We start from the raw sequence: 24,369 nt of genomic DNA, 5'->3' as shown, positions 1-24,369 counted from the left end.
TCCTTTTGTTTTCATTATGGAATACAGCCAACATTCGTACTTCCTGCTAATGTCTCAAGGTATCATAAATCGAATAATCTACTTCTCCTGAAATATTTGCCATACCATTTTCACACAACTCTATAGCCATCAAATTCTCCTCAGAAGGTGGAAGATTTTTCTTGGAGGCATATATTCCAAATTCAGTTGATGTTCTAAATCCAAAGCGTTGATAGTAACGATAATCTCCTTCAACAATTATTCCCTTATATCCCATTTTAGCAGCTAATTTAATTCCTTCCTGCAACATATACTTACCAACACCCTGACGTTGATGATTAATTGCTACTGAAACTGGTGATAGCATCAATATCTCATTTTCATACTTATTACTTATTGGAAGTTTTGAAAGGATAAAGTGTCCTATAATCGCACCTTCTTCCTCAACAACTAAATCAAGCTGGGGAATGTAATAGTGTTTTTCTCGGATCTCTCTTACTAAAGCTTTTTCAGCTACTCCGTCCGAATAATCGGTATTTTTAAATATCTCATATACAAAGTCTTCAATAACACGATATTCTTCTTTATTAACTAATCTTATTTTCATTATTACACCCCCAATGTGCAATTACAATTTAACTAAGAAAAAACCACTCTTACAGAATTACGCCCTTTAATGTTCTTTCACCAATGGCTTCCCCGACCCGGTAGGCAAGCGCTGCATTATTTGCTTCTCTTATCTCTTTACTGTCCGGCAGGTTCATGATTTCAGGTGGCATTCTTGATACCAAGCCTCCTTCTTCGTCTACAGAAATAAGGATCGGAGTATCGTGTAGGCCGGAATTTATTTCTTTTATTTTATTATTCAGATCCAATAATTGTTGAGCACCTAAAATGTTTTTCTTAAATAATATGACTCCTCCTACATGATAATCTTCTATTAATTTTCTAGTTTCATCATTGACTTGAGTATCTTCAAATCCAAACATAAGCTTTTGGCCAATTTTTTCCTCTATCGACATAGAATCCATTATTTCTTTTATCGGATCCGTTACTGCATCAGGCGGAGATTCTTCAGAATTATTTTCTTCCATGTTATGTTTGGAAGCTTGGTTACATCCGATTAGAACTAGTATTATAATAAAAGTAAAAATAAAAAGTAACCGGTACCATTTTTTCATATTATTCATAATTACCTCTCTTATTCCAGGAAAGCATCCTTTAACGAAACAAAGAAAAAATTATATTAAATGGTATTATGGAATATTAAAGTTTTAATAGGGTATGGAAACGATTCAAGTAATGTGGGGCCACTATGGAAAATATTCATAGTGAACCCCAGTCATGTAGTGTTCCTGTTGTAGTTTCTAACAATTTCCATTTCTTTTTTTTAGGGTATGGATAGTGTATCACTCAACAAGCTGATCCTCAATAAAACGCATCCTCTTAATTACGTTTCCTTCCTTATTTTTATCATAAACATTGAATTCTTTTTGTGGTTCAGCATCTGACCAAATTATATATGCAATTAGATCATTCTTATGATGTTCTAGCCGATCTGTATTCATGTAACTTTCATCAGGCTGCCAGTCTCTTGGCAAATCCTCACTTTCCCTATATAAGGACATATCAAAAATCCTGTTTTTTCCTTCTATTACTTTCATTTCTTCTTCAATTGGATGATCCTTACTGTATTTTTCAATTAATTCTTTCAATTGTATTAAATCTTTCGGTGGATTTAGAATCATATAGTGCTTTTTAACAGTCACCACTTCATCATCCTTTTTACCAAAGATCTCTTCTGTATTGTCAATTTCGAAAATCTTTGTTTCCCCACTTGACTCCTCATTCTTTTTACATCCAATTAAGTTTAATGAAATTAAGAATATACCAATCATTAAAACTATAATTTTTAAATTACCTTTATTCACTCAATTCCCCCTCGAATGGTATATCCATTTCCATTACAGTAACAAAGGGCTTATATTCCCCATCATATTCATTATAATGCTGTAAGACAAACCAGGAACGGAATCCTGCTAAATTGACATACATCTTCTCAACATCTGGCTGATCTAACCCAAAATGATCATATAAACGAACATGCATGACACCTTTGAAGTGATTGTTCTCTACTGAAAAATCTTTTACGGATACTGTATTCCCCCAAGTATCATTTACTGTAATTGTAAGTCCTCCTATTCTATCACTCCAAGTGCTAAACGTCGGGTAACTAGCATTTCTCTGTATAAAATTATAAAATTCATTAGTTTCCTTTGTACTTTTATCAAACTGAAGTGCTCCCAAATTACCTCCATTTTTCTTTAACTCATCAACTAAGGCATTTTTGACAAACTCAACATAGTCTTTTGTTGTCTCATGCTCACTCGCTTTTTTAGTTAAAGTCTGATTGCTATACTCTGTAGCAGTTCCATCCTCAAAATGATCAATCATATCTAAAACAACATCTTCCATATCTCCCGTAGAAAATATGCTTGTTGACATTGTCTCGAACTCATCAAAGAGAATACCTGGGAAATAAGACTCAAGTAACTGGAAATTGAACATCCAGCTAATGTCAGTCATTTCATCTCCAGTATAATCATTTGTTTTCATATCATTCGCTACATTTCCATTTTCATCATGGCCTTCTGGTCTATCTGATTGATGAATTATTAAATTGGATAAATCAGAGTACAACGGTCTCGAATCCTCATTATCAAAAATTCCATCTCCATCACTATCTTTTTGGTCAGGATAACTAGTTGGAAAGAAACCTTCAAAATGAATAGTAATTCCAAAAATTTCTATCGTGAATGTTTTGAATGGACCCATTTCTTGCCCATCAGTTAATCCATCTCCATCACTATCTTTCTTGGTAGGATCTGAGTAAATTATACCGTATGGTGTTTTCATTCCTTCAATTTCATAGATGTCGTATAAGCCATCACCATCTGAATCTTTTGTATCTATCCCTTCATCACCTGAATCATCGCTAGTGACAATGTCATTAAACTTATCGCTGCTTGCAGCTTGATCGTTCTCTTCACCTGTTCTCGTTGCAATATTTTGAAGCAGCATTTCATTTACACCATTCGTACTTGAGTAGTCTATTTCCCTACTCCAAAGCTCCAACCATTTTGTCTTATCAACAACCAGATATTCACCAAAGTGAGTAGTTTCCACACTTATTGTATTTTTACTTGTATCTAACACAGCGTTAATGCTTTCAAACATTTCCTCGTCTTCATTGTACCAAACGATGGCTAGATCATCTTCCAACGTGTCTCCTAGCTTCGCTTCATCATAAGTAAACTTAATGCTTGCTTTCTCAAATTCTGATTGCGTATTGATGCTTACAGGAGAACCAATAATACCGTGTAAATTAGTTGTTTTAATATTTACGTTGTTTGTGCTGCTAATTCTAGTCGTTTTATTAATATTATCTTTTGCACTAAACCCAACTTCTACGCTTTTAATCTCTGATTTATCAGGCTGAATCAATGATTTACTAATCGATTGTTTATAGAGTTCTTGTGAATCCTCGATTTCGTCATTGTTGCTGTCTGCAGCATTCGGATTTGTCTTTAAAGCATATTCATCTCCATCACTTAACCCATCGTTATCTGTATCATACTTATTAGGTAATGAATCGAACTGATGTACTTCAAATCCGTCAGTTAAACCATCTTGGTCTGAATCTTCCTTAATCAAATTTGTTTGATAAGCTTGCTCGTCTTTATTACTCAGGCCGTCTTCATCGATATCTTCATCTGCATCACTTATGCCATTACGATCTGAATCATATTTTGTCGGGGAAATAAATGATATAACCTCATATTCAATATTGTCCTGCAATCCATCACCATCAGTATCCTTTTTAAATGGATTTATTCCCTCTAGGAATTCTATTCCATCTGTTATAGTGTCACCATCCGTGTCAGAGGTAGATTCAAAGAATTCTGTGTTAAATGAATAGCCTGCTTTTTCAAGTCCGAATAACACTTGTTTATATGCATTTTGATAGGATTTTGATGCAGGGATAGCTAGATCTTTTTCTAGAAACTCATTAGCTTTTTCAGACATTTTCACAGAGTTATTCAAATGAGCTTTTAGTTTATTTCCTTTGTGATCTGCTTGATCGGAGATATCCTTTAAGATGCCGATAGCATTTTTATTGACAATTTTATCCGATAAATAAAAATTAAAGAGTATATCTGCAAGTAATACTTCAGTTGGTTCATTAAAATCGTTTTCTGTTACATACCCCCATAGACATATAGTTAACTTATGTTTGATTTTCAAGAGCTGATCACTTTTAAGAACCACCTCTTGTATGTACTCCTCTTGAACAGCTTGTTCATATTGGTTAATCAATTGTTGAAGTACATCAAGTCCATTCATATCTTTTTGTTTAAAGTCTCCGGTTTCATCAATTTCCGCTATCAGTTTAGAATCAAACTTAGCATTAGTTTCTTTTATGACTGTCACGAAACGCTTTAATTCATTTATTGCAATCTGATCATAGATAATTGCAATTCTGGTGTCCTCAAAGAATTCATATTCACTTAACCATTGTTTTACATTTTGCTCACTAGAATTCTTAAGTTTTCCTTGATTAGCTTGGTTATCTCCCTTGGCAACCACCGCTTGCCCAGATCCGCCGAAAATCATTGCAAAAATTAATAAAAAACTCAACATACTTTTTACTTTATTTTTCATTGTGATAATCTCCTCTATAAAAATATTAATTTAACCTATATACGATATCGTAGTTCCCATCCAAAGAAATATTGTCAAAATCCTTGAGATAATGTCATTAAATCAACCCCTTTGACAAGTGTTATTTTTCTAATAGCAACTAGTGGGTACCTACCAAAAGTACAAAATAGGAATATATTACAAACAATACGAATACTGAATTTTCTAAAAATTTTTAAATCAGAAAGACACCTAATTTTTTAGTGTCTTGTCTTTTTAAATTTACCGAACATAAATAAATCTTTGACCAATATATTTTCGGTCTGTAAACCAATGAATGGATTCCGTTTAAGCTCCCCAACCGTTTATATGAAACGTGTCAGGGTCTGATGCTTTTTGGTCCTTAGACTGTGGCGAAAATGCAAAAACATTGAAAAGCATAAAATAAACGGTAACAGTTATTTCTTATAGTTCCTTGGGGGATAAATTCATTTTTTCTCCTTTCCTCCCTAAACTAAAATTTCTTGAACCAAATTTTAGTTTATTATGTAAATCTCTGGGATGTAAGGTAAAAACCTCCTGATAATTTAATTATTTTTATCATACTTATGAATCAATTGATCTTTATTTAGAGATTGAACCTATATATACAGTCATTTTGGGAAAATTGTACGTTAAGCATTATATTTAAAGCTAAAAAGCCGGATTCCTGTATCCTAAGGAAGGCCGGCTTTCATATATCATATCTATAACACTCTTTGACTATCATGTCCCGTTGTTGAATACATCGTTTTTTTGAATCTCTCTTAACATTTACAAATCATCAACATGTTCCCCATCTGGATCTTTAAAATTGGCTGTTTTCGCAAACTTTGTTGCTTTTAAAATAGTATTGGGTTGGTTGATTGCAGCGAGAGGATGCTCGCTTTCCGCGGGGCGGGCGATGAGCCTCCTCAGCGCGAAGCGCCTGCGGGGTCTCATCTGTCCCGCTACTCCCACAGGAGTCTCGCATATCCGTTCCAATCACCCTAATCAGTTTTGTTCAAAAACAACAATCTTTTAGAAAAGAGCCTTAAAATTAAACCAATGGCCATTCTCTATATCTGTAATAAGTTCAACTACACTTATATGAAATGGTAAGCCTCATCTATATCGTCAGTGTTAAAATGGATTTAACTTGAACTTGGAAGAAGTTTCAATTACAAAAAGTATATCTAAGTAATTTTGAACAAATATTATAACTATTGAAAATCAAAAGGAGGTGTCTACATTGAACGCACAACGAGCACAAGAAATTGCTTCTTCGCCAATTATGGCTAATGTAACTTATAATGGAGATAGTATTTACATTGAGCATGTGGATAAACAAAATGGAATAGCTACAATCCATTCCCTTGATGAACCAAATAATAAACAAAGTGTTTCTGTAACAAGCTTAAATGAGCAGTAATTTCACAAGTGTTTCTCAATAAGAAACCTCCACCTTTGGGTGGTGGTTTCATGTTTGATTAAATTTAGTTGAAATCTGCTTTAACTATTCATCCCCTTTTTCTTAACAAAAAAAAATCTCCTTCTCACAAATTCTTTTCGATAAACTGGTTCAATTCAATAAGAACGCCTTAACGGTGATAACTAGGTAGCAGCCTTTCGATTTCCTTCTTTCTAGAGTAAGACGATTAATCATTTTGTAAACACTACCTCCGCTAAATTACAATTAGGGAAAGCATTATAAATAGAGAAAAAAAGATGTCCCAAAAGCTGGCTCTTTTAGGACATCCTTGATAGTATCTTCAATTTATCGCTGTCACAACTTACATTGTACTGATATCAATCACGAATCGATACTTTACATCTGAAGCTAAGACACGTTCATAGGCTTCGTCAATTTGATCAGCTGAAATTATTTCAATATTAGGAGCAATATTATGTTTTGCACAGAACTCCAACATCTCTTGAGTCTCACGAATGCCTCCAATCATTGAACCTGCAAATGAACGACGATGACCGATGAGAGAGAACACATTTACTGCCAATGGCTCTGCAGGGGCACCAACATTTACTAGAGTACCATCTAGCGTTAACAGTGAGAGATAAGCACTAATATCGATTTTTGCACTTACCGTGTTTATGATCAGGTCAAAAGTACCAGCAAGTTTATTAAATGTCTCAGAATCACTTGTAGCATAGTAGTTGTCTGCGCCGAATTGCAAACCATCTTCCTTTTTATTCAGTGTTTGTGACAGGACGGTAACTTCTGCTCCCATGGCGTGTGCAATCTTGACAGCCATATGACCAAGACCTCCCAAACCAACAACCGCTACTTTCTTACCTGGACCAGCTCCCCAATGGTTTAATGGTGAATATGTCGTAATACCTGCGCAAAGTAATGGTGCTGCGACGTCAAGTTCAATATTGTCAGGAATTCTGACAACAAAATCCTCAGTTACGACAATATGGGTAGAATAGCCACCTTGTGTAGGCTCACCATATTTGTCGACACCAGCATATGTAGGAACATTTCCTTTGAGACAGTATTGTTCTTCCCCTTTAATGCAGTTGTCACATTTTCCACATGAGTCAACCATACATCCGACCCCTACTCGGTCACCGACTTTATACTTTGTCACCTCTGCTCCAACATCTGTGACAACTCCAGCAATCTCGTGTCCAGGTACAAGAGGATAATTCACGGCACCCCATTCACCGTGAGCAGTATGGATGTCAGAGTGACATATGCCTGCATATTTAATTTCAATTAGAATATCATGTAAATCAAGATCACGTCTTTTAATTTCAGCAACTCGAAACGGCTTGTCTGGACCGTCGACTGCTCGCGCTTTAGCTGTTGTCATTTGTTTAACCTCCAATAAAATTCGGTTTTTCAAGAGAATTGACTCGGGATAATGTTTAAATACTTAACTTCCCTTTGATTTATGTCATTCTTTTTCTCTTGCAAAACTAGAATAATCCCTATAGTTAACTCTAGGTCAAGCAATAAGTTTTTGTAGATACGAAACAAACCTAAAAATGAATTTGTTAGACTTTTACATTAAGGAAACAACATGATAAAATTTTACCAATACATAGAGTTAACTCGAAGTCTAAATAAGAGAAAAGGAGATAAATAAATATGACATATTCTATAAGCGAAGTTGCAAAAGAATTAAATCTCACAGTATATGCCTTACGTTACTACGATAAGGAGGGTCTAATGCCTTTTGTGGAGCGTAGCCCTAGTGGGACCAGATTATTTAAAGATTCCGATATTGAAGCATTAAAAATTATTCAATGTCTAAAATCTACCGGGATGCCTATTAAGGAAATTAAAGGTTTCATTGAATGGTGTTCTGAGGGCGATTCCACTTTGCAGCAAAGATATGACTTGTTTTTGGAGCGAAAAGCTACAGTAGAAGCACAGTTAGAAGAACTGAATAAAACAATGGAACTCATAAATCATAAATGCAACTATTACATGACCGCCTTGGACGCAGGAACGGAAGATATTCATAAGAATAACAAAATAGGGAATTTTTAACTAACTGAAAAACCACCTGCCCTTCATAATTGTTGATCTGAAGGACAGGTGGTTTGTTTTATGATAAGAATCCCTGAAGAAGGAAAGCCATTTAAGGTCGCTGTCATTGAGTCTTATCTGTTTAATTGTTTCACTTTTATAGGCTTATTTTCCCTGCTAAGTTTGATGATTTCCCCGATAATACTGATTGCAATTTCTTCTGTTGTTTCCGAGCCAATTTCCAATCCGATTGGAGAATGGATCTGCTTCAACTGTTCTTGTGTGACTCCTTCACTTTTTAATTTTTCAAATATGTTTATGACCTTTCGCTTGCTGGCGACCATCCCAATATATGCAATCGGAAATTGTAGTGCCATTTTTAATGCGATATCGTCACGATCTTTTGTAACAATTACCACGTAAGACTTTTCATTGAGGTTGGCTGCAAGCATTGCCTCTCCAATATCCTCATTCACAAAAAGGTTGGACGCATTAGGAAAACGCTCCTTCGTACAGTAACCAATCCGATCATCGACAATACAATAAGGATATTCAAGAAAATCAGCAAGCTTTGCTAACGCATAGCCTAAATGACCGGCACCAGCCAGAACGAGTTCAGGCCTGCTAGTATAGACTTCAATAAACACCCGCAACGTTCCGCCACAATTCATTTGAATCCCGTCTTTTGCATGTTTATTCAGTTTGTATTCAACGATTTTTGATTGACCCTTTTCGAGCGCCTTTACACTCTCTTCGATAATATAGTGTTCAGCCAAGCCCCCTCCGACAGTTCCTTCAATCGTACCATCACGGTATACAATCATTTTTCCAACATGGCTGGGAGTCGAGCCTTTCGATTCAATAATCATGGCTAAAGCAAAGGTTTCGTTTTGACGTGTCAGCTTGGCCACTTTTTCCATCAACAGCATGAATAGCTCCCCTTTTTTTAAAATTAATTCGATTGATATTGCTTCATGCAAAGAAAATAACGTAAAAGATTTAAGGCGACTGTTTTTCTGTATAAAGCGGTAGAGCGCTGATCGTCGATTGGTTTTATGATCTTATCGAAAGCTGCCACAATCTGAGCGATGTCTGCATCTGCTAATGGTATGGTCAATCCAAGCAACTTCTTTTCAATATCAATGGAACGAACCATAGTAGGCCCGACAGCCCCGAATGCAAAGCGAACATCTTTTATTCGAACACCATTTAACCGGATATATCCTGCAAAAGATACTTTGGCAATTGCATCTGCGTTGCGGTTGCCGACTTTCTCAAAAACGACATGAGAACCTTCTTCTAATACGGATGGCAATATAATTTCAATCAACATTTCATTGTGATGACGTTGAACCCTTCGTGGACCTTGAATAAAATCACTAATAGCTACTACACGATCACCATTAACGGAGCGCAGCAAAAGTTTTGTGTTGTATACATATAATAATGGCAGTGTGTCCCCAGCTGGAGAAGCGTTGCAAATATTTCCGCCCAATGTCCCTCTGTTTCTAATGGCCGGTGCCGCAATCGTTTTAATTGCGTTCTTTAATGGGATTGGAATAAGCGGGTCTTCAAGTAACTCGCTATAGGTACAGCAGGTACCGATGTGGAGATCCTTATGATTTTGATACACCCGCTTTAGCTCAGAAAAGTGATCAATAAAAACAACCGGCTTAGGAATTTTTGGTGGGACTCCCCTTCGACTTTTGTGAAGGACCATGACATCGGTGCCACCGGCAATGATCGTACAGTCTTCTTGATTCAATTGGCTCAAAGTTTGGTCTAAACAATCGAAGCGATACGTAGTTATTTTCTCTGCCATATGCCGTCCCCTTTTTTAGCTGCCAGGTTAATTGCATCAACAATCATATTGTAGCCCGTACATCGGCACAGATTTCCGGAAATACCTTCACGAATCTCAACCTCTGAAGGATGAGGATTTTTGGATAATAAATCTGCACTTGCCATGACCATTCCAGGAATGCAAAAACCGCATTGTACTCCTCCGGCAGTGGAATAGCTCTCATCTAAAATCTTAAATTGTTCCGTTTCCATGATCCCTTCAATCGTTTGAATATCAGCTCCATCAATCGAGCCAATTGGAATAAGGCAGCTGTTTTGCAGGAGGTTATTCACAAAAACACTGCAGGCTCCACATTCTCCTTCACCGCAGCCTTCCTTTGTTCCGATTAACTCAAACTCATCTCTTACTAAATCTAGTAATCTTTCTGTGGCAGGGGCGTCAGTTTCAACGGTTCTTCCATTAAGCGTAAATTTAATCAACCTCTTCACCTTCTCTCATCCAAAGACTTTCAATAATGACTTCTGGTGTAATTGGGATTTGCTGAAAAGAAGTTTGCAGTGCATCCTCAATCGCAGCTTGGACTGCTGGAGCGCCGCCGATCAAAGTCAATTCACCTGCCCCTTTTGCCCCGTATGGACCATCAGCATAGGGATTATCAAATACCTTACTGTCGATTGAAACAACGTCCAATGAAGTCGGGGGCCCATAATCTGATATGCTTTTTTGTTGGATTTTCCCTTGCTTTGAAGTCATCTTTTCTAGATAACCGTACGCTAATCCTTGGGCTAAACCCCCGTCAATTTGGCCTTTCATAATCCGTTCATCGATTACCTTTCCAACTTCATAATTGCCGTATACTTTTTCCAACTTTACATTTCCTGTTAATCGATCAACTTCTACTTCAACGAAATTAACGCCCCATGAATAAGCCGGGTAGGCATCACCCGTGAATGTCGTTTCGTCCCAAGGAATCATTTCACGGTGAACATAGTTCTCAACTATTTCTTGTTCCACTCCTATTTGCCACTGATTTTTAAGTTTTTTCGCGGCACGTTCAAGCAATTTTCCCACGATCATTGTCGTCCTGGAGGCTACTGTCGGACCGGAGTCGGGAACCTCTTTTGTATCGGGATAAGGATACAAAATTTCTTCGTACGGGAGGTCTAGTTCTTTGGCGACAATTTTACAAAGCGTCGTCAAAATGCCTTGTCCTATATCTGAATTTGAAATTTTTAGCGATACCTTATCGTCCTTTGATTTAATCAGCTTCACCGTTGCTTTAATATGATCTCTTTCACCACTCCCTGTAAATCCACATCCGTGGAGGAAAAGCGAAGTTCCTATGCCTTTTTTATAGCGCTGATTTTGCTGATTGAAACGCTGAAACTGCTCTTTTTTCTTCTTGTAATCTGACACGTTGAGTATGTCCTCAACCATTTCTTCCATTAATATTGGGTCGCGGAATTTTCCTTTTGTAATAGTGGGGTCTCCTTGTTTAACGAGATATTTAAGTTTATATTCAAGTGATTCGATGTTTGCCAGTTTACTAAGATGTCCAATATGACTTTCGATTCCGGCAAAGCTTTGTGGAGCACCAAAGCCTCTAAAGGCACCGTTCGGAACTGTATTGGTTTTTAAGACATAACCTTTTGCATGAAAATGCGGAATTTTATAAACACCCGCACTGTTTATTAATGCACGTTGCAGCACGACAGAGCTCAATCCAACATTCGCTCCTCCATCAAGAAAAATGTCAACACACATGCTCAAAATATTTCCTTCCTTATCAATGGCTGTTCGATATTTTAGTTTGGCAGGATGCCTTTTCGTCGTAACCACCATATCCTCAGATCGATCGAACACGAGCATCACCGATTTTTTGACTGCTTTAGCAGCAACGGCTACGTGACACGCCATCATTGAAGGATAATCTTCTTTGCCGCCAAAACCTCCGCCGGTAGGACTTTGAACAACTCTGACTTCATCATCACCACATGCTAAAGCGCTTAGCAATGCATTTTTTATATAATAAAGACATTGCATCGATCCCTGGACAATAATTTCATCATCCTTATAAATGGCGAGCATTCCTTGTGGCTCAAGGTACACATGCTCCTGATAGCCCGTATCATATTCTTCTTCGATGATTTGATGAGCTCCCTGCTCAATTGCTGAAATATTCGCTAAGCTCTCTCCAAATTCATAGCTTGCCATACACGCGGATGTTGATTTTTGTTTGATTGCTTCTTCCAATGTATAAATAGCCTGATGTTCTTCAAATTCAATCTTCACTTCATCTAACAAACTGTACAAGATATTCAGATCTTTTCCAACGAGCATGAGAATCGGCTCACCAATATAATTGACCCACTCATTGGCAAAAATGGGCTGATCTTCTTTGATAATTTTGACATAATTCGGTCCGGAGATATGCTCTGCACCAACAGCTTCATAATTATCCGGAAGGATTGGTAATTGAATAGATATAATTTTCCCATAAGCAATTGGCGACCGATATAAAACACCATAAACCATATTCTCTACTTTCACGTCACTAATATAGGGCAACTGGCCAGATACTTTACCTTTATGGTCTTTTTTGGGCACAGAGGTGCTTATGTCTTTTAGATTCATTGCAACAACACCCTTCGACTCATTTTTTAATAGACATATGATTAATAGAAACCTCTTCCTACGATTTTATATATAAGAATGATATTTTATGATTAATTTCATTCAACAATATCGTTGTTTTTATTTATTTCGAATTTAATTACAGTGAAAAATATGCGAAAGGTATAAAAAAACAGCCATATCCAGAAGGAATGCCTGTAATCAATATTTGACTATCGTACCCTTAGTAGAATAAGAATCTTTGATCAATATTACTTATTTACGATAATTCTTTTATTTACTAAGCGTCCATTGTATTATGCTCTGAACCATCTAGTGCTCTTTCAAGTTGATGGAAACCTAATTTGATGTAAAGGAGATTAGCTGCTTGGAGCTTTTTGATTGTTTCTAAGTAACCGTATGTTTAGTGTTCCTTCGCAAAGCAAAAATATATAATTATGTATCATACATTACCGTCTTCATCAATTAAATTTACCTAGCGAAAATGATAATAATCAATGGCTTTTTGGTAATCATCCAGCGTATCAACATCCATAATTACTCCTGGGTCATCTACATCTACGTATTCCTTTTCGAAACCGCCCAAGACCTCACGCAAATTACTTTCTGGGTTGGTATCGAGAATTTTCTGTTTCACTTCGCTTGATAATTTGATGGGATGACCACCTTTATAATTACAGCTGGGAATAACTACATTCCCTTTGTATTTTGAAATTAGCTGAACGGTCTCTTTTTTAACAAGTGGACAATCTCCAGGTGTTATAAAGAAGGCTGGGGCATTTATTTCTTTACAGCCTCTTTGAATGGAAGTAAACATCCCCTGGTTAAAGTTTTCATTATAAACAACCTTTACCTGAAATGAGTAGGCATTTTTATTGCATACTTTTGCCATTTCCTCTTGAATGAGTTCCATTTTAAAGCCAGCTACAACGATTACTCTGCTGCATAATCCTTCAAATTTAGAAATCGTTTGCTCCAACACGGTCATTTGCCCCAGTTGCAAAGTCATTTTAAATGCATTCGCTCGGCTTGAATATCCAGCAGCTAAGACGATGGCTTCCATTTTTATCACCCTAATCTATCGTTAAATCTTAATCATCTATTCGTCTTGTCACTTTTATTCCCAAATCGTTTACATTCCCATCCAGAGAAATCTCAAACTTTGTTTCACTAATGGTGATATGTTCATTTTGAACGACATTATAACAATGTCCACACCAGACATTTCTTATCTTATTTGATAATCTTTATGATCTATCATTCATTAATAGACCTTTACGCCTCACTTGCTTTTTAACATTTCGAAGGTATCACAAAAATAGCCACTAGAAAGTTTCTAGTGGCCAACACCAATTGTAGAAGTCACATAACTAGATAATAAGAGGGTACTTGTCGTCTCCATACCTATTAACTATAGCAAGAGTATCTATTCTTATATACTCACCTATTTGATTCAACAAATAGGTCAAGAAAGAAGAAAAGTGAGTTTTTTAGCATCATAAACGTTAACAAGAAATCATCCTGCTACTTAATCATACACATCTCCCCTTTTTCATCAAAAGCGAGCTTTAAGTCAAACGCAAAAAGAGTGGGGCCATTTTGAATATAATAGTTGTATCTCTTGAAAGCCTCCTCCCATGAAACATCCTCCACATTCTCTGTCCACCACACTACATATGAAAGATGTTTCTCTTGATCTGGCTCCATCCATCTGTTCCTATTTCGCAATGCTTGGCTATGCTTACCTGAATAGGTAAAACGATATAACGATTGTAGGCTTTTCCATATCGTTAATGTCTGAACAGGGTAACCTTTCCCTTTAGCTTCTTCAGGGAAAGACACTCCATCTGATGAAAACTCCTCTACAAGATGTCCTGATACATATGCCTGACGCATTACTTTATATCCCATTTCATAAAACTCACGAGATTTAGGGTGGTCATAGGGGTGATTTAGCTTACCAACAGTATAAATTGAAACTAAAGCCATAAACAGCCCTCCATTTACAGTATATACCTAGGTATATTCAAATTAGATGGGATCTTATAACTTCTATTTATCAAGTACAAAAGCGTAATCAGCCTTAAGAGTAAGAAAAAAACGATCGTCAACAAGTACAATCACTCCTGTATCTGTCTCAGACCTTCCTTACAATGTGTTAGAAACTGTACAGACTGTATACAAATTCGATCTGGCGCTAAATACAAGATCGCGTCAAGTTGAGGGTAAGACCGAATGATAAAAATATGGGATGTTGATTTTCCCCCAAAAATAAAATAGAGCCGAATGAAAGACCACTCGGCTCTATTTTATTTAATCTTGTCCTATTTTCAATGCTTCTTCCGCATTTTTGAGGTCTTGAGAAACTTGTTCTTTGATATCGTATGCATGGTACATCTCTTTTTCTATCATGTATTGGGCAATTTTATCATGCAGGTCTATCGCAGTTTCGAGTTCACTTTTTAATACTTTTTTAATTTCTGGTGTTGCTGTCTCTGTAATAGCCACCGCCAATGATCTTACTCCGGATTTGGCAGACAGCAGCAGGTCGGTTGCAATTGTCTGATCATCAATAATATCTTTAAGAGTATTTAATTTTTCTGTTTTAGTAGTCATATATATCCTCCCTTTATGCTTTTTCTAAAATTTTTGATAGTTTTTTGACCGCATTAGTGGAAGCTTCGACATCTTCTTCTAATATCTGCTTTAAATCTTTATCTTCTACAAGCTCTAACATAGCTGTGCCTTTCTTTACACAGGACGTTTTAAATAACAATACTTCATGTACTTCTAATTTTTCATGCATAGCAATGTCCTTTGTAGCCATAGATAAATCCCTCCAATTTTTATTAATCCTTCTGTTTGGATAAGTACCCGATTCCCTTATAAGTAAACATATATTGAAAAAATGAAAAACGTTCCCTACAATGTGTAAGAAACGGGATTATTTACGCTTTTAAATCTTAATCAGACACGAGTTGTTGGGGAGAAAAGACAGCTTTAAAATTTAGTAAAAAGGCTCTTTAGATCCTAGTAAAGTCCCTCCATTCTCCTGGTAAAAGTCCTTGATACTTCTGAGTAAGAAAACGATCGTCTACGAGTACAATCACTCCTGTATCTGTCTCAGACCTGATTAATCTGCCGCCTGCCTGTAGCACCTTGTTCATTCCAGGAAAGGTATAGGCGTAATCATATCCGTTTTTTCCTGTTGTTTGAAAATAATCTTTCATAATATTTCGTTCTAGACAAAGCTGTGGTAAGCCTACTCCAACAACAACGACACCATTCAACCTATTCCCTTTTAAGTCAATTCCTTCAGAGAAAATACCACCTAATACCGCAAAGGCTATAAGTGGTTCCGTACTATCTTCTTTAAACTCTAATAAAAATTGTTCCCGTTCATTCTCATCAAGCTTATTATTCTGAATGATCGTACGGATTTTAGAATAGCTTGCTGAAAAGTCTTCATACACACTTTTCATATACTGATAGGAAGGAAAGAAAATTAAATAGTTTCCACTTCGTTCTCTCAAAAGATTTGCGAGCATGTCAATGATCTGTTTTTTTGTATGGTCTCTGTCATGGTACCTGGTCGATAAAGGTTGCAGAAAGACCTCTGATTGTTCTTTTGCAAATGGTGAAGGAATAGAAATGGTATAATCCTCTGACGTACCCCCTAGCATATCCAAAAAATACTGAAGTGGTAATAGTGTGGCAGAAAAATAGACAGTAGTTCGGAACTTTTTACTAATCTGTTGCAAGTTATAAGAAGGATCCAAACAAAACATTTTAATATGAACCTCATTTTTCTCCGTTTCCACATATGTTACATACCGTTCATCATAGAGCTTTGAGATTTTAACAAATCCAGTTGCGGCAAAATAGGTATCCAACAGCAATGTTTGGTCTACTGATTTTGTTGGTTGTAATAATTCGATCTCAGCGTTATGAACAAATTCTTCAAGCATGTTGATGAGGTCCGTATCTATTTCCTTCAACACAAGATGCCCTATCTCGGAACACTTTTTCTTCATTTCAATAAAATATTTATTTAGTTTATGAACAGAATCATGCAAATTCAACCCTTTATATTCACGTTTTAATGTAAGAAAATCTGACTTTTGTAAATCAGCTGAAAACATCTCTCGAGCTCGATCGACTAGATTATGAGCTTCATCGATTAATAAGGCAGACTGTCTTTTATGTTCATCAAAAAATCGTTTCAGTGACACTTTCGGGTCAAAAATATAGTTGTAATCACAAATAATGGCATCTGCCACAAATGCTAAGTCTAAGGAAAATTCAAATGGACAAAGCGTATGCTTTCTCGCATATTCCTCAATTGTCGATCGATTAATAAAGGTTTCATGAGAAAAAATATCTAAAACAGCTCCATTTATTCGATCGTAATATCCATTGGCAAACTCGCAATACTCCTTTTGACAAAGGGTTTCTTCTTTAAAACAAACTTTATCCTTTGCCGTAATTGTCACAGCGCTCATACACAAACCTTTATTTTTCATATGTGAAAAAGCCTCTTCGGCAGTTTGTCTTGTGATTGTTTTTGCGGTTAAATAAAACATTCGCTCAAGCTTACCTTCGCCAATCGCTTTCACTGTTGGGAAAATTGTAGAAATGGTTTTTCCAATACCAGTAGGTGCATTTGCAAAAATATTACTTTCCTCTGCTATGGTTTTATAAATGGCACCTGCGAACTTACGTTGACCATCTCGATATGTCGCAAACGGAAATGGTAATTTTTTAATGCTATGATCTCTTCTTATTTGATGCTCTTGCATGAGAGATGCATAGGGAAAATACTGCTTCACTAGCTCATTTACAAACTGTTCGAGGTCCTCAAAAGTAAAATGGCTTTGAAATTTCTTTTGCTCTTCTGTAACAGCATGTATGTATGTTAATTGAACAATCATTTCTTTCTGTTCATGATCTTTTGCATATATATAGGCATACACCTTCGCCTGTGCCCAGTGAACAGGGTATGTTTCCTCTTCTATTCCACTCAAGTCTTTTGAGGTTGACTTAATTTCATCAATAAGGATTTCATCATCACGAAAAAGCAACCCATCACATCGACCTTCAATCATGAACATCATCTTTTCATATTCAATTTCCGTTTTAAGAAAAACTTCCTTTTGATCTGTTTCTTGATACGTACTTTGTATGGCCTTATGGGCTTTTGTCCCTTCTGTAAGGGTTGTAGCAGTTCTAAAACTATTATCAATACTTCCACTACGAAACACATATTCAACTAATGTACGTACAGAGAGCTTTATTTCGGGTAGCATTTGATCACCTATATTAAAATTCGATTAGTTATATAGTACAAGGTATAACAGAAATTCACAAAGATTAAATTGGCTAGTTATGAAATAAAAAAAGGGGGCAAAGTTTTATAGATTATCAAAAATTAAAAGATACGGAAATATGAGAACACTCTCCTTCATAGTCATTATCCATATTAAACTAAAAATAACACCGTTTCCCTCGCAAACGGTGTTAAAAAATTAAAGTCATAAAAAATGCATTAATAACATTATTTAAATGATTCTATTCGACCTTTTTACCAATTTTATGATCAGATGATGTTCTGTTTCCTGTTGAAGTTTCATACCCAACCTTGTATGTTGGTTGTGTCGATTGTTTTAACGAATCTGGCATTTTATATTGTTCCAAATCATCCTGAAACTGCCTTGCGCTTGGATTCTCTTCCATTTTTACACTCCTTCTTCACTTTAGAATTCTTCTTGAAAGAAAATGGACTAATTATCTTTTTTCCTAGGATGTCTCATTACCTATACCTGATATTGGTGATCCAGTAGATGTGTGTTCAACCACCCATTCACGTGTCATATCAGCAATATTTGACCAGTTTGGAATCATGTTCGCATGTTCTTGAATCCAGCTCATACAAAATTGCGGATCAATGCTATTCTGCTCACACTCCGATAAAAAAGACTGAACTGTCGATGCATTACAGTTCTCCCAAGTTCCACAGGTTGACCGCCATATTCCTTCCATTTTTTCTTGGATAGAATTAGTTGTGGAATGATTGAGATTATTTTGATTGGTCATATAGGCACCTCCAAAAACTATTTATGAAATACATATCTCATTATGTCCAAAGTGTAAAAAACCATGTAAGAATAATCAATGCAGAACATGAATACTGAATTTTAAAAAGCATTCTGTATTCTATAACTGAAAAGAAGCAGTAAAAGTGTTCATTTTTAGATACTCTGAAAATAAGGATGCGCTGATAAACAAACGTCAAAATCAGTTCTTATCATCTAAAAATAAACTTATCAATAAATAATCCCTTTACTCTCTTTTTCTATAATGCAATGGAGCATAGCCGGTAACCGCCTTAAACACCCTGCCAAAATGGGTCACACTGCCGAATCCGACCTTCTTATAAATCAAGTTGACCTTAATGGATGAGGATTCCAAGAGCTTCTTCGCTTCCTTGATCCTAACATTGTTCAGGTACTCTACAAATGTAAAACCTGTCACTTCTTTAAAAAAACGACTTAAATAGTATGGGCTTACGTAGAATTTATCTGCCACTGATTGTAGCGACAGTTCGTACATATAATTGTTGTTGATATAGCGTACAACCTCTGAGATTCTTTCATGCATAGGGCTTGGAGATTCTATTTGCTCGATGCTAGTTTGTTGGACATGCCGGCAGCAAATAATGAGCAGCTGCAACACCAATGTTTGAGCATACATCTCGAAGCCCGGTTTTTTCAATTGAATCTCTTGAATAATCGATTGCGAAAGCGTTTCAATTAAAAGCTGCTCTTGGAGAGGACATCTAACAATTATGTACTCCTGTTCGAACAAAGGCTGAAGAATATTCCTATAGGAAGGATTTCCTAGAGCCATGCAGATCTCATGAATATTTACGATAAGCCGCTCATGCTTATGTATTTCTGTATTGGTTGTCCGATGCAGGATATTAGGTGAAATAATAACAATATCCCCTTCGTTTATCACTAATGTCCGATCCTTTAAAAAAAACTCCCGTTTGCCTGAAATTAGATAAAAAATTTCAAACGTACTGTGAAAGTGATTGGCTGGCATATGGTGGCTTAGCGCTTTCCTGTGTGACACCGTAAATGTCTCATCAGCGTTTTGAAATAAAATGCTTTTCAGACTGTTCGCCTCCTCACATTTCGATTTTCTTTTATTTTAGGCCTCTGTTTCCTTTTCTGCAAGATATAAGAGGTTTTCAATTAATTCTGCAAAAAATGTACATATTTTTATGCTAACCTAATCTTAAATACATATAGGAGGGATTTTCACTATGAATGTTTCTGAATCTAGTACCAATAAGATACCAACAGAGGCACTAACCCCTATTCAATGGGCTGAGAAGGCTTGCGAAACATTAATGGCAAAATTTGAACCGGAACTCCTTCCGCCAGAGCGATTTCACTATCATCAGGGAGTCTTTCTATCTGGTATGGAGAAAGTCTGGAGGCTGACTCAAAAAGAACAATATTTCGACTATATCAAGCGTTGGGTGGACAGCCATATTCTCGTAGATGGCAGCGTTCTCAAATGTAAAACAGATGAACTTGATGACATTCAGCCGGGTGTGCTTCTCTTTACTCTTTATGAGCAAACCGGTGATGAACGGTATAAGAAAGCGTTGTATAACCTTGTTCCTCTGTTAAAATCATGGGAAACCAATCAATCGGGCGGATTCTGGCACAAGGGTCATTACCCGAATCAAATGTGGCTGGACGGATTATATATGGCAGGACCAATCGCAGTTCAGTTCGGTAAGACTTTCGGTGAAAGTGACTATTTTGACATGATGGCATATCAAGCCATCCTCATGGAGAAGCATACAAAGGATCCAGACACAGGCTTGCTGTATCATGGGTGGGATGAAACGAAAGCAACCAATTGGTCAGATCCTGTTACTGGCTTGGCTCCGGAGTTCTGGGGACGCGCAATCGGCTGGTACCCTGTGGCACTGTTGGAAATGTTCGATCACCTTCCTGAGGATCATAAAGATAAGAAAACGTTGACAACTATCCTTCAGGACCTTCTCATTGCCCTAACGAAATACCAAGATCCAGACACCGGTTTATGGTTTCAAGTAGTTGACAAAGGACATCTGTCCGATAATTGGTTAGAAAACTCTTGTTCTTCACTATTTGTTCAAGCCATTGCCAAAGCAGTCCGATTAGGCTACCTGGACGACAAGTATCTGGAATATGCTTGGAAAGGCTATCAGGGTGTAATTGATACGTTGAAGTTCGATGAAAATGGAAACGTACTCATCGGCAATATTTGTATCGGCACAGGTATCGGCGACTACGCTCACTATATTGCCCGCCCTACCAGCGAGAATGATCTTCACGGAGCTGGAGCGTTTATTCTCATGTGTGCTGAAATGAGTCAAGCGGCAAAATAAGATGTGAATTCAGAACAAAACAGGAGCCTTTTTTCAGGCCCCTGTTTTTTATAGGTATTTTCAATACCCTTTCACAACAGTAAAAGCTATTTTGTCATCAAAATTTCCTGGGCAAGCGCATAAACTGACTTTTTCCACCAAAAAAAGAAGACATTCGAGTGATATGGGATAAGTTAAACCTGAGCACTTGTCTTATATTTTCTTGGCAACTTCAACCTCTTGCTTAAAGTGGTATTAAAATAGCATCAGTTTAGTTGGGAGAATTAATCACAGCCCTTTAATGACAGGTTCAGTTTTAGTTAACGTCCCTGCTTAAAAACATTAATCTTTTTATTTCTGAAAACCCATTTTTCTTATAAAACTCCTCGGCAGGAATACCTCTGTCGGTTAATAATGATATGGTACTTACTCCATCTGATTTTAGTTCTTTTAGTAAGTAATTCATAAGCTTAGATCCCACGCCAGTATTTTGTTCCTCTATCCTTACACACATTTCATTGATAAAGAACTCGTCACCACTCCACCAATACTTGCGAGTACCAAAAATAAATCCGATGATTTCTTCTCCGTCAACAGCAACAATGCCCATAAATCCAGGGGTATTCGTGAAGTCTAGTAAATATTGCTTTGCCGTTTCGTTCTTCCATTCATCATTCCAAGGTTCTTGATTAAACACATCGATAAATGTTTTCGTACATTCGTAAGAGGTTCTTTTCTTCAAATAATTTAAGTTCCATTTCAATTACTCCTCGATTTTAGCCAATATAACATTAATAACTTCTACAGCGCTGCCCGCAAATTAATCTCAATCATTCTTCTTTATAATAGTTTAAAAGTTATTTTCCACATTAACAACTGGTCTGTTATCAATAAAGTCTATTTTACGAACAGCAACAACTATTTGTGCTTCTGCAGAAAAATACATATAATACGTTCCATTGTATTTATTCACACCCGGTGCCCATGCTACATCATTCAAATCCAAGGCTAAACCCTAATTACCTACTCACCCACTTAATCGTCTTCGAAAGGAGTTCAGTAAAATGATTATCTAAAAGCCCTTCTTTATTATGCACAGGAGTAAGACAGCATACCCGCCCTTTTCCATAGTCATGAAACCATCCTGCGATGGATTGACCCACTTCTGACTCTGATTATAAAAAAATATTCGTTTCCTCTATATTTACGTTAACAAAATAATGCTCATCTTTTATTTCAAAAGATACTGGTCCAAATTCATCGTTTCCTATTACACTTGTATATTTCACTTGATAATGAAGTTCAGGATGATATTCAAAATAGCCTTTTAACATTTTAGTATAGCTACTCTCGGCGGCATAAGAGGCAAGTCCTGAATGCCAGCCTAACCAACCGCCACCTTGGTCGACATACTGTGCAATCGCTTCACCGATCTCATCAGTCATCCAGGTATCTACCTTTTGGTCGGTTGGATTGACCCGATCCTCTTTAAATAAGATAACGGCATCTGGTTTTTTCGCCAATTCTTCAATTAACTGGCCCGTTTGAATTTAGATATACTTAACCTTTTCGTTTTCGTTTAGTATGGTTAACGCCTGATTAAAGGAAGCTTGGATCGCTTCTTTCGAATGATAGTAATCACCTAAAAGGGCCACGATTTTTTCACATCAATCACTCCACGTTTCTAAATTTTACTACTATGTAACCTTCTGGTTGAATCGAATTGGACTCGATTAATATATGACCCCCAAACAATGGTTTGAGGGTCAGTAGATTTAAAATGGCATTGATTCTCCCTGTGTATTAATAAACGAGGAGGTACCAGTAATTTTCTGTTTTTTCTCGATAATATCCATAATACCTCTTGCTGATTCCTCTGGTGTACCAGGAGCTTTCTCTCCACCCATATCTGTTTTGATCCATCCAGGATGAACAGCAAATACAGATACCTGATCATCAGCTAGATATTTTCTTAATTGTTGAGAAAACATGTTTAACGCTGCTTTAGAAAGTGCGTAAGGATAATCCCCGCCGTATGCATTTTGGAAACTTCCGGCTTCAGATGAGATATTTATGATCGTAGAATTAGTTCCTTTATTCAGTAGTGGCAAGAAATGTTTAATGACACGCATCGGTCCAAAAAGGTTAATATTAAACGTCTGCTCCACCTTTGCAATATCTATTTCTTCAATTGTTTTTGATCGTTCATCTAAAATTCCTGCATTGTTAATGATCACATCGAGAGTGATGTTTTCCGCTTCTAGCTTTTCAATGGCCGCTAGACAAGTTGCTTCCTCGGCAACATCTAGTGATAGAAGAGAAACCTGATTTGGAAAAAGAGAACGTAGTTGTGCTAATTGATCCATTTGTTTTTCAGGGTTTCTGATCCCAGCATAAACAGTGTGTCCCCTTTTGACTGCCTCGATCGTCAGTGCAAGACCAAGACCACGGTTAGCACCTGTGATTAATAGTTTCATATAAACCTCCTTGTTTCATTCGTTACGATTTCTGTCCTAATTCTTGTAAACCAAGCATAACACCCAGCTGAGGAACGGAGTCAAAGAAGCAATACCTACCAACTCCGTATTCTCCTTTATGTACTAAAGGAATCCCTCTTCGACAAAGTTAATATGTTCTTCAAAACCGCTTCCCCCTATTTATCGTTTTCAAGAAGCTCTAACATTATCTTTAGATCTTTGAAAGTGTCCATATAAGCATAACGTCCACCTGTATATTCCCCTTTTTGTACCAAAGGCATATTTTTTGCTTCCATCAAAGTAACTTTATCTTTCATCCCATTGATAATAAAGGCAATATGGTGCGGTCCTTCGCCATGTTCATTTAGGTGATTCCTCCAAGTGCTAAGATGCTGATCAGGTTCAATTAATTCCAATTGAAGTGAACCCATATCGAAAAAGGCTAATTTTGAACGGGCTTCAGAAGAGGCTCCTTCGAATTCTGTTTGGGCAACATCCACTGTATCTGTCCAATTCCACTGTGGTTTTTCAACACCAAAGAAATCTGCATAAGCTTGTGAAACTGTGTCGATATCATGAACCAAAATACCGATTTGCGCAATAACATTTGTACCTAACACACCATTTTCTAATTGAGTTTTATTAGTCAAATTACTTCCTCTCCTTTTTGAAGGTAATTTGTATATTTACAATGGTTATTCCATTGTCGTTCAAACGTAAACAGTTTACTCTTCAAATCCCTATCTTTTTGACAGCTTGAAAAAGGCCGTTGTCATGATTTAGGGATATCACCTAAAGCAGCTAAATAAATCAAAATCATATTTCCAGACAT

The 24,369-nt window shown here is 36.7% G+C and carries 25 protein-coding genes; 3 read left to right on the top strand and 22 right to left on the bottom strand.

Annotation, left to right across the window (positions count from 1 at the left end):
- Positions 1 to 46: 46 nt before the first annotated feature.
- From WCV66_RS16335 to WCV66_RS16320, 4 genes are all read right to left on the bottom strand, one after another.
- Positions 47 to 586, bottom strand: a complete 540-nt coding sequence (locus tag WCV66_RS16335; protein ID WP_338786112.1) for an N-acetyltransferase — start codon at positions 584 to 586, stop codon at positions 47 to 49.
- A 49-nt stretch (positions 587 to 635) separates the two neighbouring features.
- On the bottom strand, positions 636 to 1,169 hold the full coding sequence (locus WCV66_RS16330) for a glycoside hydrolase family 3 N-terminal domain-containing protein (protein WP_338786111.1): 534 nt from the start codon (positions 1,167 to 1,169) through the stop codon (positions 636 to 638).
- A 219-nt stretch (positions 1,170 to 1,388) separates the two neighbouring features.
- Positions 1,389 to 1,910: a hypothetical protein gene (locus WCV66_RS16325; protein ID WP_338786110.1), complete on the bottom strand. Its 522-nt coding sequence runs from the start codon at positions 1,908 to 1,910 to the stop codon at positions 1,389 to 1,391.
- On the bottom strand, positions 1,903 to 4,701 hold the full coding sequence (locus tag WCV66_RS16320; RefSeq protein ID WP_338786109.1) for a DUF3289 family protein: 2,799 nt from the start codon (positions 4,699 to 4,701) through the stop codon (positions 1,903 to 1,905). The genes WCV66_RS16325 and WCV66_RS16320 overlap by 8 nt, the downstream gene beginning before the upstream one ends.
- A 1,249-nt stretch (positions 4,702 to 5,950) precedes the next feature.
- Here WCV66_RS16320 and WCV66_RS16315 point away from each other — a divergent pair.
- Entirely contained in the window at positions 5,951 to 6,130 is a 180-nt protein-coding gene (locus WCV66_RS16315) for a small acid-soluble spore protein H (protein ID WP_066339030.1), read from the top strand.
- 361 nt (positions 6,131 to 6,491) lie between these two features.
- Here the strand turns inward: WCV66_RS16315 and WCV66_RS16310 are convergent, their stop codons facing one another.
- Positions 6,492 to 7,532 (bottom strand): NAD(P)-dependent alcohol dehydrogenase, encoded by a 1,041-nt coding sequence (locus tag WCV66_RS16310; RefSeq protein WP_338786107.1) that lies wholly within the window; start codon positions 7,530 to 7,532, stop codon positions 6,492 to 6,494.
- A 278-nt stretch (positions 7,533 to 7,810) separates the two neighbouring features.
- Between WCV66_RS16310 and WCV66_RS16305 the strand changes: the two genes are divergently transcribed.
- A complete protein-coding gene (locus tag WCV66_RS16305; RefSeq protein ID WP_338786106.1) occupies positions 7,811 to 8,215 on the top strand; it encodes a MerR family transcriptional regulator in 405 nt (134 codons plus the stop codon).
- Positions 8,216 to 8,328: 113 nt separating this feature from the next.
- Here the strand turns inward: WCV66_RS16305 and WCV66_RS16300 are convergent, their stop codons facing one another.
- The 12 genes from WCV66_RS16300 to WCV66_RS16245 form a co-directional block, all read right to left on the bottom strand.
- Complete coding sequence (locus WCV66_RS16300) at positions 8,329 to 9,123, bottom strand: XdhC/CoxI family protein (protein WP_338786105.1); 795 nt, start codon at positions 9,121 to 9,123, stop codon at positions 8,329 to 8,331.
- Between the two features lie 23 nt (positions 9,124 to 9,146).
- Complete coding sequence (locus WCV66_RS16295) at positions 9,147 to 10,016, bottom strand: FAD binding domain-containing protein (protein ID WP_338786104.1); 870 nt, start codon at positions 10,014 to 10,016, stop codon at positions 9,147 to 9,149.
- The gene (locus WCV66_RS16290; RefSeq protein ID WP_338786103.1) at positions 10,001 to 10,477 is read right to left on the bottom strand and encodes a (2Fe-2S)-binding protein; all 477 of its coding nucleotides are present in this window, start codon (positions 10,475 to 10,477) and stop codon (positions 10,001 to 10,003) included. Before WCV66_RS16290 ends, WCV66_RS16295 begins: the two co-directional genes overlap by 16 nt.
- A complete protein-coding gene (locus tag WCV66_RS16285) occupies positions 10,470 to 12,632 on the bottom strand; it encodes a xanthine dehydrogenase family protein molybdopterin-binding subunit (RefSeq protein ID WP_338786102.1) in 2,163 nt (720 codons plus the stop codon). The genes WCV66_RS16290 and WCV66_RS16285 overlap by 8 nt, the downstream gene beginning before the upstream one ends.
- A gap of 475 nt (positions 12,633 to 13,107) precedes the next feature.
- Positions 13,108 to 13,695 (bottom strand): nucleotidyltransferase family protein, encoded by a 588-nt coding sequence (locus WCV66_RS16280; RefSeq protein WP_338786101.1) that lies wholly within the window; start codon positions 13,693 to 13,695, stop codon positions 13,108 to 13,110.
- 461 nt (positions 13,696 to 14,156) lie between these two features.
- On the bottom strand, positions 14,157 to 14,621 hold the full coding sequence (locus WCV66_RS16275) for a DUF3291 domain-containing protein (protein ID WP_066339048.1): 465 nt from the start codon (positions 14,619 to 14,621) through the stop codon (positions 14,157 to 14,159).
- Positions 14,622 to 14,945: 324 nt separating this feature from the next.
- On the bottom strand, positions 14,946 to 15,248 hold the full coding sequence (locus WCV66_RS16270) for a spore coat protein (protein WP_066339057.1): 303 nt from the start codon (positions 15,246 to 15,248) through the stop codon (positions 14,946 to 14,948).
- Positions 15,249 to 15,261: 13 nt separating this feature from the next.
- Positions 15,262 to 15,459, bottom strand: a complete 198-nt coding sequence (locus tag WCV66_RS16265) for a spore coat protein (RefSeq protein ID WP_338786100.1) — start codon at positions 15,457 to 15,459, stop codon at positions 15,262 to 15,264.
- Between the two features lie 196 nt (positions 15,460 to 15,655).
- The gene (locus WCV66_RS16260) at positions 15,656 to 17,938 is read right to left on the bottom strand and encodes an ATP-dependent DNA helicase (RefSeq protein ID WP_338786099.1); all 2,283 of its coding nucleotides are present in this window, start codon (positions 17,936 to 17,938) and stop codon (positions 15,656 to 15,658) included.
- Between the two features lie 262 nt (positions 17,939 to 18,200).
- On the bottom strand, positions 18,201 to 18,365 hold the full coding sequence (locus tag WCV66_RS16255) for a hypothetical protein (RefSeq protein ID WP_338786098.1): 165 nt from the start codon (positions 18,363 to 18,365) through the stop codon (positions 18,201 to 18,203).
- Positions 18,366 to 18,428: 63 nt separating this feature from the next.
- Positions 18,429 to 18,725 carry a hypothetical protein gene (locus WCV66_RS16250; RefSeq protein WP_338786097.1) on the bottom strand — a complete coding sequence of 99 codons (297 nt, stop codon included), beginning with the start codon at positions 18,723 to 18,725 and terminating at the stop codon, positions 18,429 to 18,431.
- Positions 18,726 to 18,971: 246 nt separating this feature from the next.
- Complete coding sequence (locus tag WCV66_RS16245; RefSeq protein ID WP_338789472.1) at positions 18,972 to 19,808, bottom strand: AraC family transcriptional regulator; 837 nt, start codon at positions 19,806 to 19,808, stop codon at positions 18,972 to 18,974.
- A 151-nt stretch (positions 19,809 to 19,959) separates the two neighbouring features.
- On the opposite strand from WCV66_RS16245, the gene WCV66_RS16240 reads away from it, so the two are divergent.
- Positions 19,960 to 21,081 (top strand): glycoside hydrolase family 88 protein, encoded by a 1,122-nt coding sequence (locus WCV66_RS16240; protein WP_338786096.1) that lies wholly within the window; start codon positions 19,960 to 19,962, stop codon positions 21,079 to 21,081.
- 295 nt (positions 21,082 to 21,376) lie between these two features.
- On the opposite strand, the gene WCV66_RS16235 is transcribed toward WCV66_RS16240, so the two are convergent.
- The 5 genes from WCV66_RS16235 to WCV66_RS16215 all read right to left on the bottom strand — a co-directional run bounded on the left by WCV66_RS16235 (position 21,377) and on the right by WCV66_RS16215 (position 24,187).
- Positions 21,377 to 21,823 (bottom strand): GNAT family N-acetyltransferase, encoded by a 447-nt coding sequence (locus WCV66_RS16235; RefSeq protein ID WP_338786095.1) that lies wholly within the window; start codon positions 21,821 to 21,823, stop codon positions 21,377 to 21,379.
- An 87-nt stretch (positions 21,824 to 21,910) separates the two neighbouring features.
- Positions 21,911 to 22,066 carry a hypothetical protein gene (locus WCV66_RS16230; protein ID WP_338786094.1) on the bottom strand — a complete coding sequence of 52 codons (156 nt, stop codon included), beginning with the start codon at positions 22,064 to 22,066 and terminating at the stop codon, positions 21,911 to 21,913.
- A gap of 169 nt (positions 22,067 to 22,235) precedes the next feature.
- Positions 22,236 to 22,583, bottom strand: coding sequence for a ThuA domain-containing protein (locus WCV66_RS16225; protein ID WP_338786093.1), 348 nt, complete (start codon positions 22,581 to 22,583; stop codon positions 22,236 to 22,238).
- 252 nt (positions 22,584 to 22,835) lie between these two features.
- Positions 22,836 to 23,537 carry an SDR family oxidoreductase gene (locus WCV66_RS16220; protein ID WP_338786092.1) on the bottom strand — a complete coding sequence of 234 codons (702 nt, stop codon included), beginning with the start codon at positions 23,535 to 23,537 and terminating at the stop codon, positions 22,836 to 22,838.
- 176 nt (positions 23,538 to 23,713) lie between these two features.
- A complete protein-coding gene (locus WCV66_RS16215; protein ID WP_338786091.1) occupies positions 23,714 to 24,187 on the bottom strand; it encodes a VOC family protein in 474 nt (157 codons plus the stop codon).
- Positions 24,188 to 24,369: the final 182 nt, after the last annotated feature.

This window comes from Metabacillus rhizosphaerae (genome assembly GCF_037201795.1).
Taxonomy (GTDB): domain Bacteria; phylum Bacillota; class Bacilli; order Bacillales; family Bacillaceae; genus Metabacillus; species Metabacillus rhizosphaerae.
This window is presented reverse-complemented; position numbering and strand designations above follow the sequence as displayed.

Excerpts from the sequence above, each read along its gene's own strand:
- WCV66_RS16255 (WP_338786098.1), bottom strand. The coding sequence starts at position 18,365 with ATGGAAGAGAATCCAAGCGCAAGGCAGTTTCAGGATGATTTGGAACAA.
- WCV66_RS16330 (WP_338786111.1), bottom strand. The coding sequence starts at position 1,169 with ATGAATAATATGAAAAAATGGTACCGGTTACTTTTTATTTTTACTTTT.
- WCV66_RS16285 (WP_338786102.1), bottom strand. The coding sequence starts at position 12,632 with ATGAATCTAAAAGACATAAGCACCTCTGTGCCCAAAAAAGACCATAAA.
- WCV66_RS16220 (WP_338786092.1), bottom strand. The coding sequence starts at position 23,537 with ATGAAACTATTAATCACAGGTGCTAACCGTGGTCTTGGTCTTGCACTG.
- WCV66_RS16275 (WP_066339048.1), bottom strand. The coding sequence starts at position 14,621 with ATGGCTTTAGTTTCAATTTATACTGTTGGTAAGCTAAATCACCCCTAT.
- WCV66_RS16295 (WP_338786104.1), bottom strand. The coding sequence starts at position 10,016 with ATGGCAGAGAAAATAACTACGTATCGCTTCGATTGTTTAGACCAAACT.
- WCV66_RS16270 (WP_066339057.1), bottom strand. The coding sequence starts at position 15,248 with ATGACTACTAAAACAGAAAAATTAAATACTCTTAAAGATATTATTGAT.
- WCV66_RS16240 (WP_338786096.1), top strand. The coding sequence starts at position 19,960 with ATGAATGTTTCTGAATCTAGTACCAATAAGATACCAACAGAGGCACTA.
- WCV66_RS16305 (WP_338786106.1), top strand. The coding sequence starts at position 7,811 with ATGACATATTCTATAAGCGAAGTTGCAAAAGAATTAAATCTCACAGTA.
- WCV66_RS16320 (WP_338786109.1), bottom strand. The coding sequence starts at position 4,701 with ATGAAAAATAAAGTAAAAAGTATGTTGAGTTTTTTATTAATTTTTGCA.
- WCV66_RS16260 (WP_338786099.1), bottom strand. The coding sequence starts at position 17,938 with ATGCTACCCGAAATAAAGCTCTCTGTACGTACATTAGTTGAATATGTG.
- WCV66_RS16335 (WP_338786112.1), bottom strand. The coding sequence starts at position 586 with ATGAAAATAAGATTAGTTAATAAAGAAGAATATCGTGTTATTGAAGAC.
- WCV66_RS16280 (WP_338786101.1), bottom strand. The coding sequence starts at position 13,695 with ATGGAAGCCATCGTCTTAGCTGCTGGATATTCAAGCCGAGCGAATGCA.
- WCV66_RS16300 (WP_338786105.1), bottom strand. The coding sequence starts at position 9,123 with ATGCTGTTGATGGAAAAAGTGGCCAAGCTGACACGTCAAAACGAAACC.
- WCV66_RS16310 (WP_338786107.1), bottom strand. The coding sequence starts at position 7,532 with ATGACAACAGCTAAAGCGCGAGCAGTCGACGGTCCAGACAAGCCGTTT.
- WCV66_RS16265 (WP_338786100.1), bottom strand. The coding sequence starts at position 15,459 with ATGGCTACAAAGGACATTGCTATGCATGAAAAATTAGAAGTACATGAA.
- WCV66_RS16250 (WP_338786097.1), bottom strand. The coding sequence starts at position 18,725 with ATGACCAATCAAAATAATCTCAATCATTCCACAACTAATTCTATCCAA.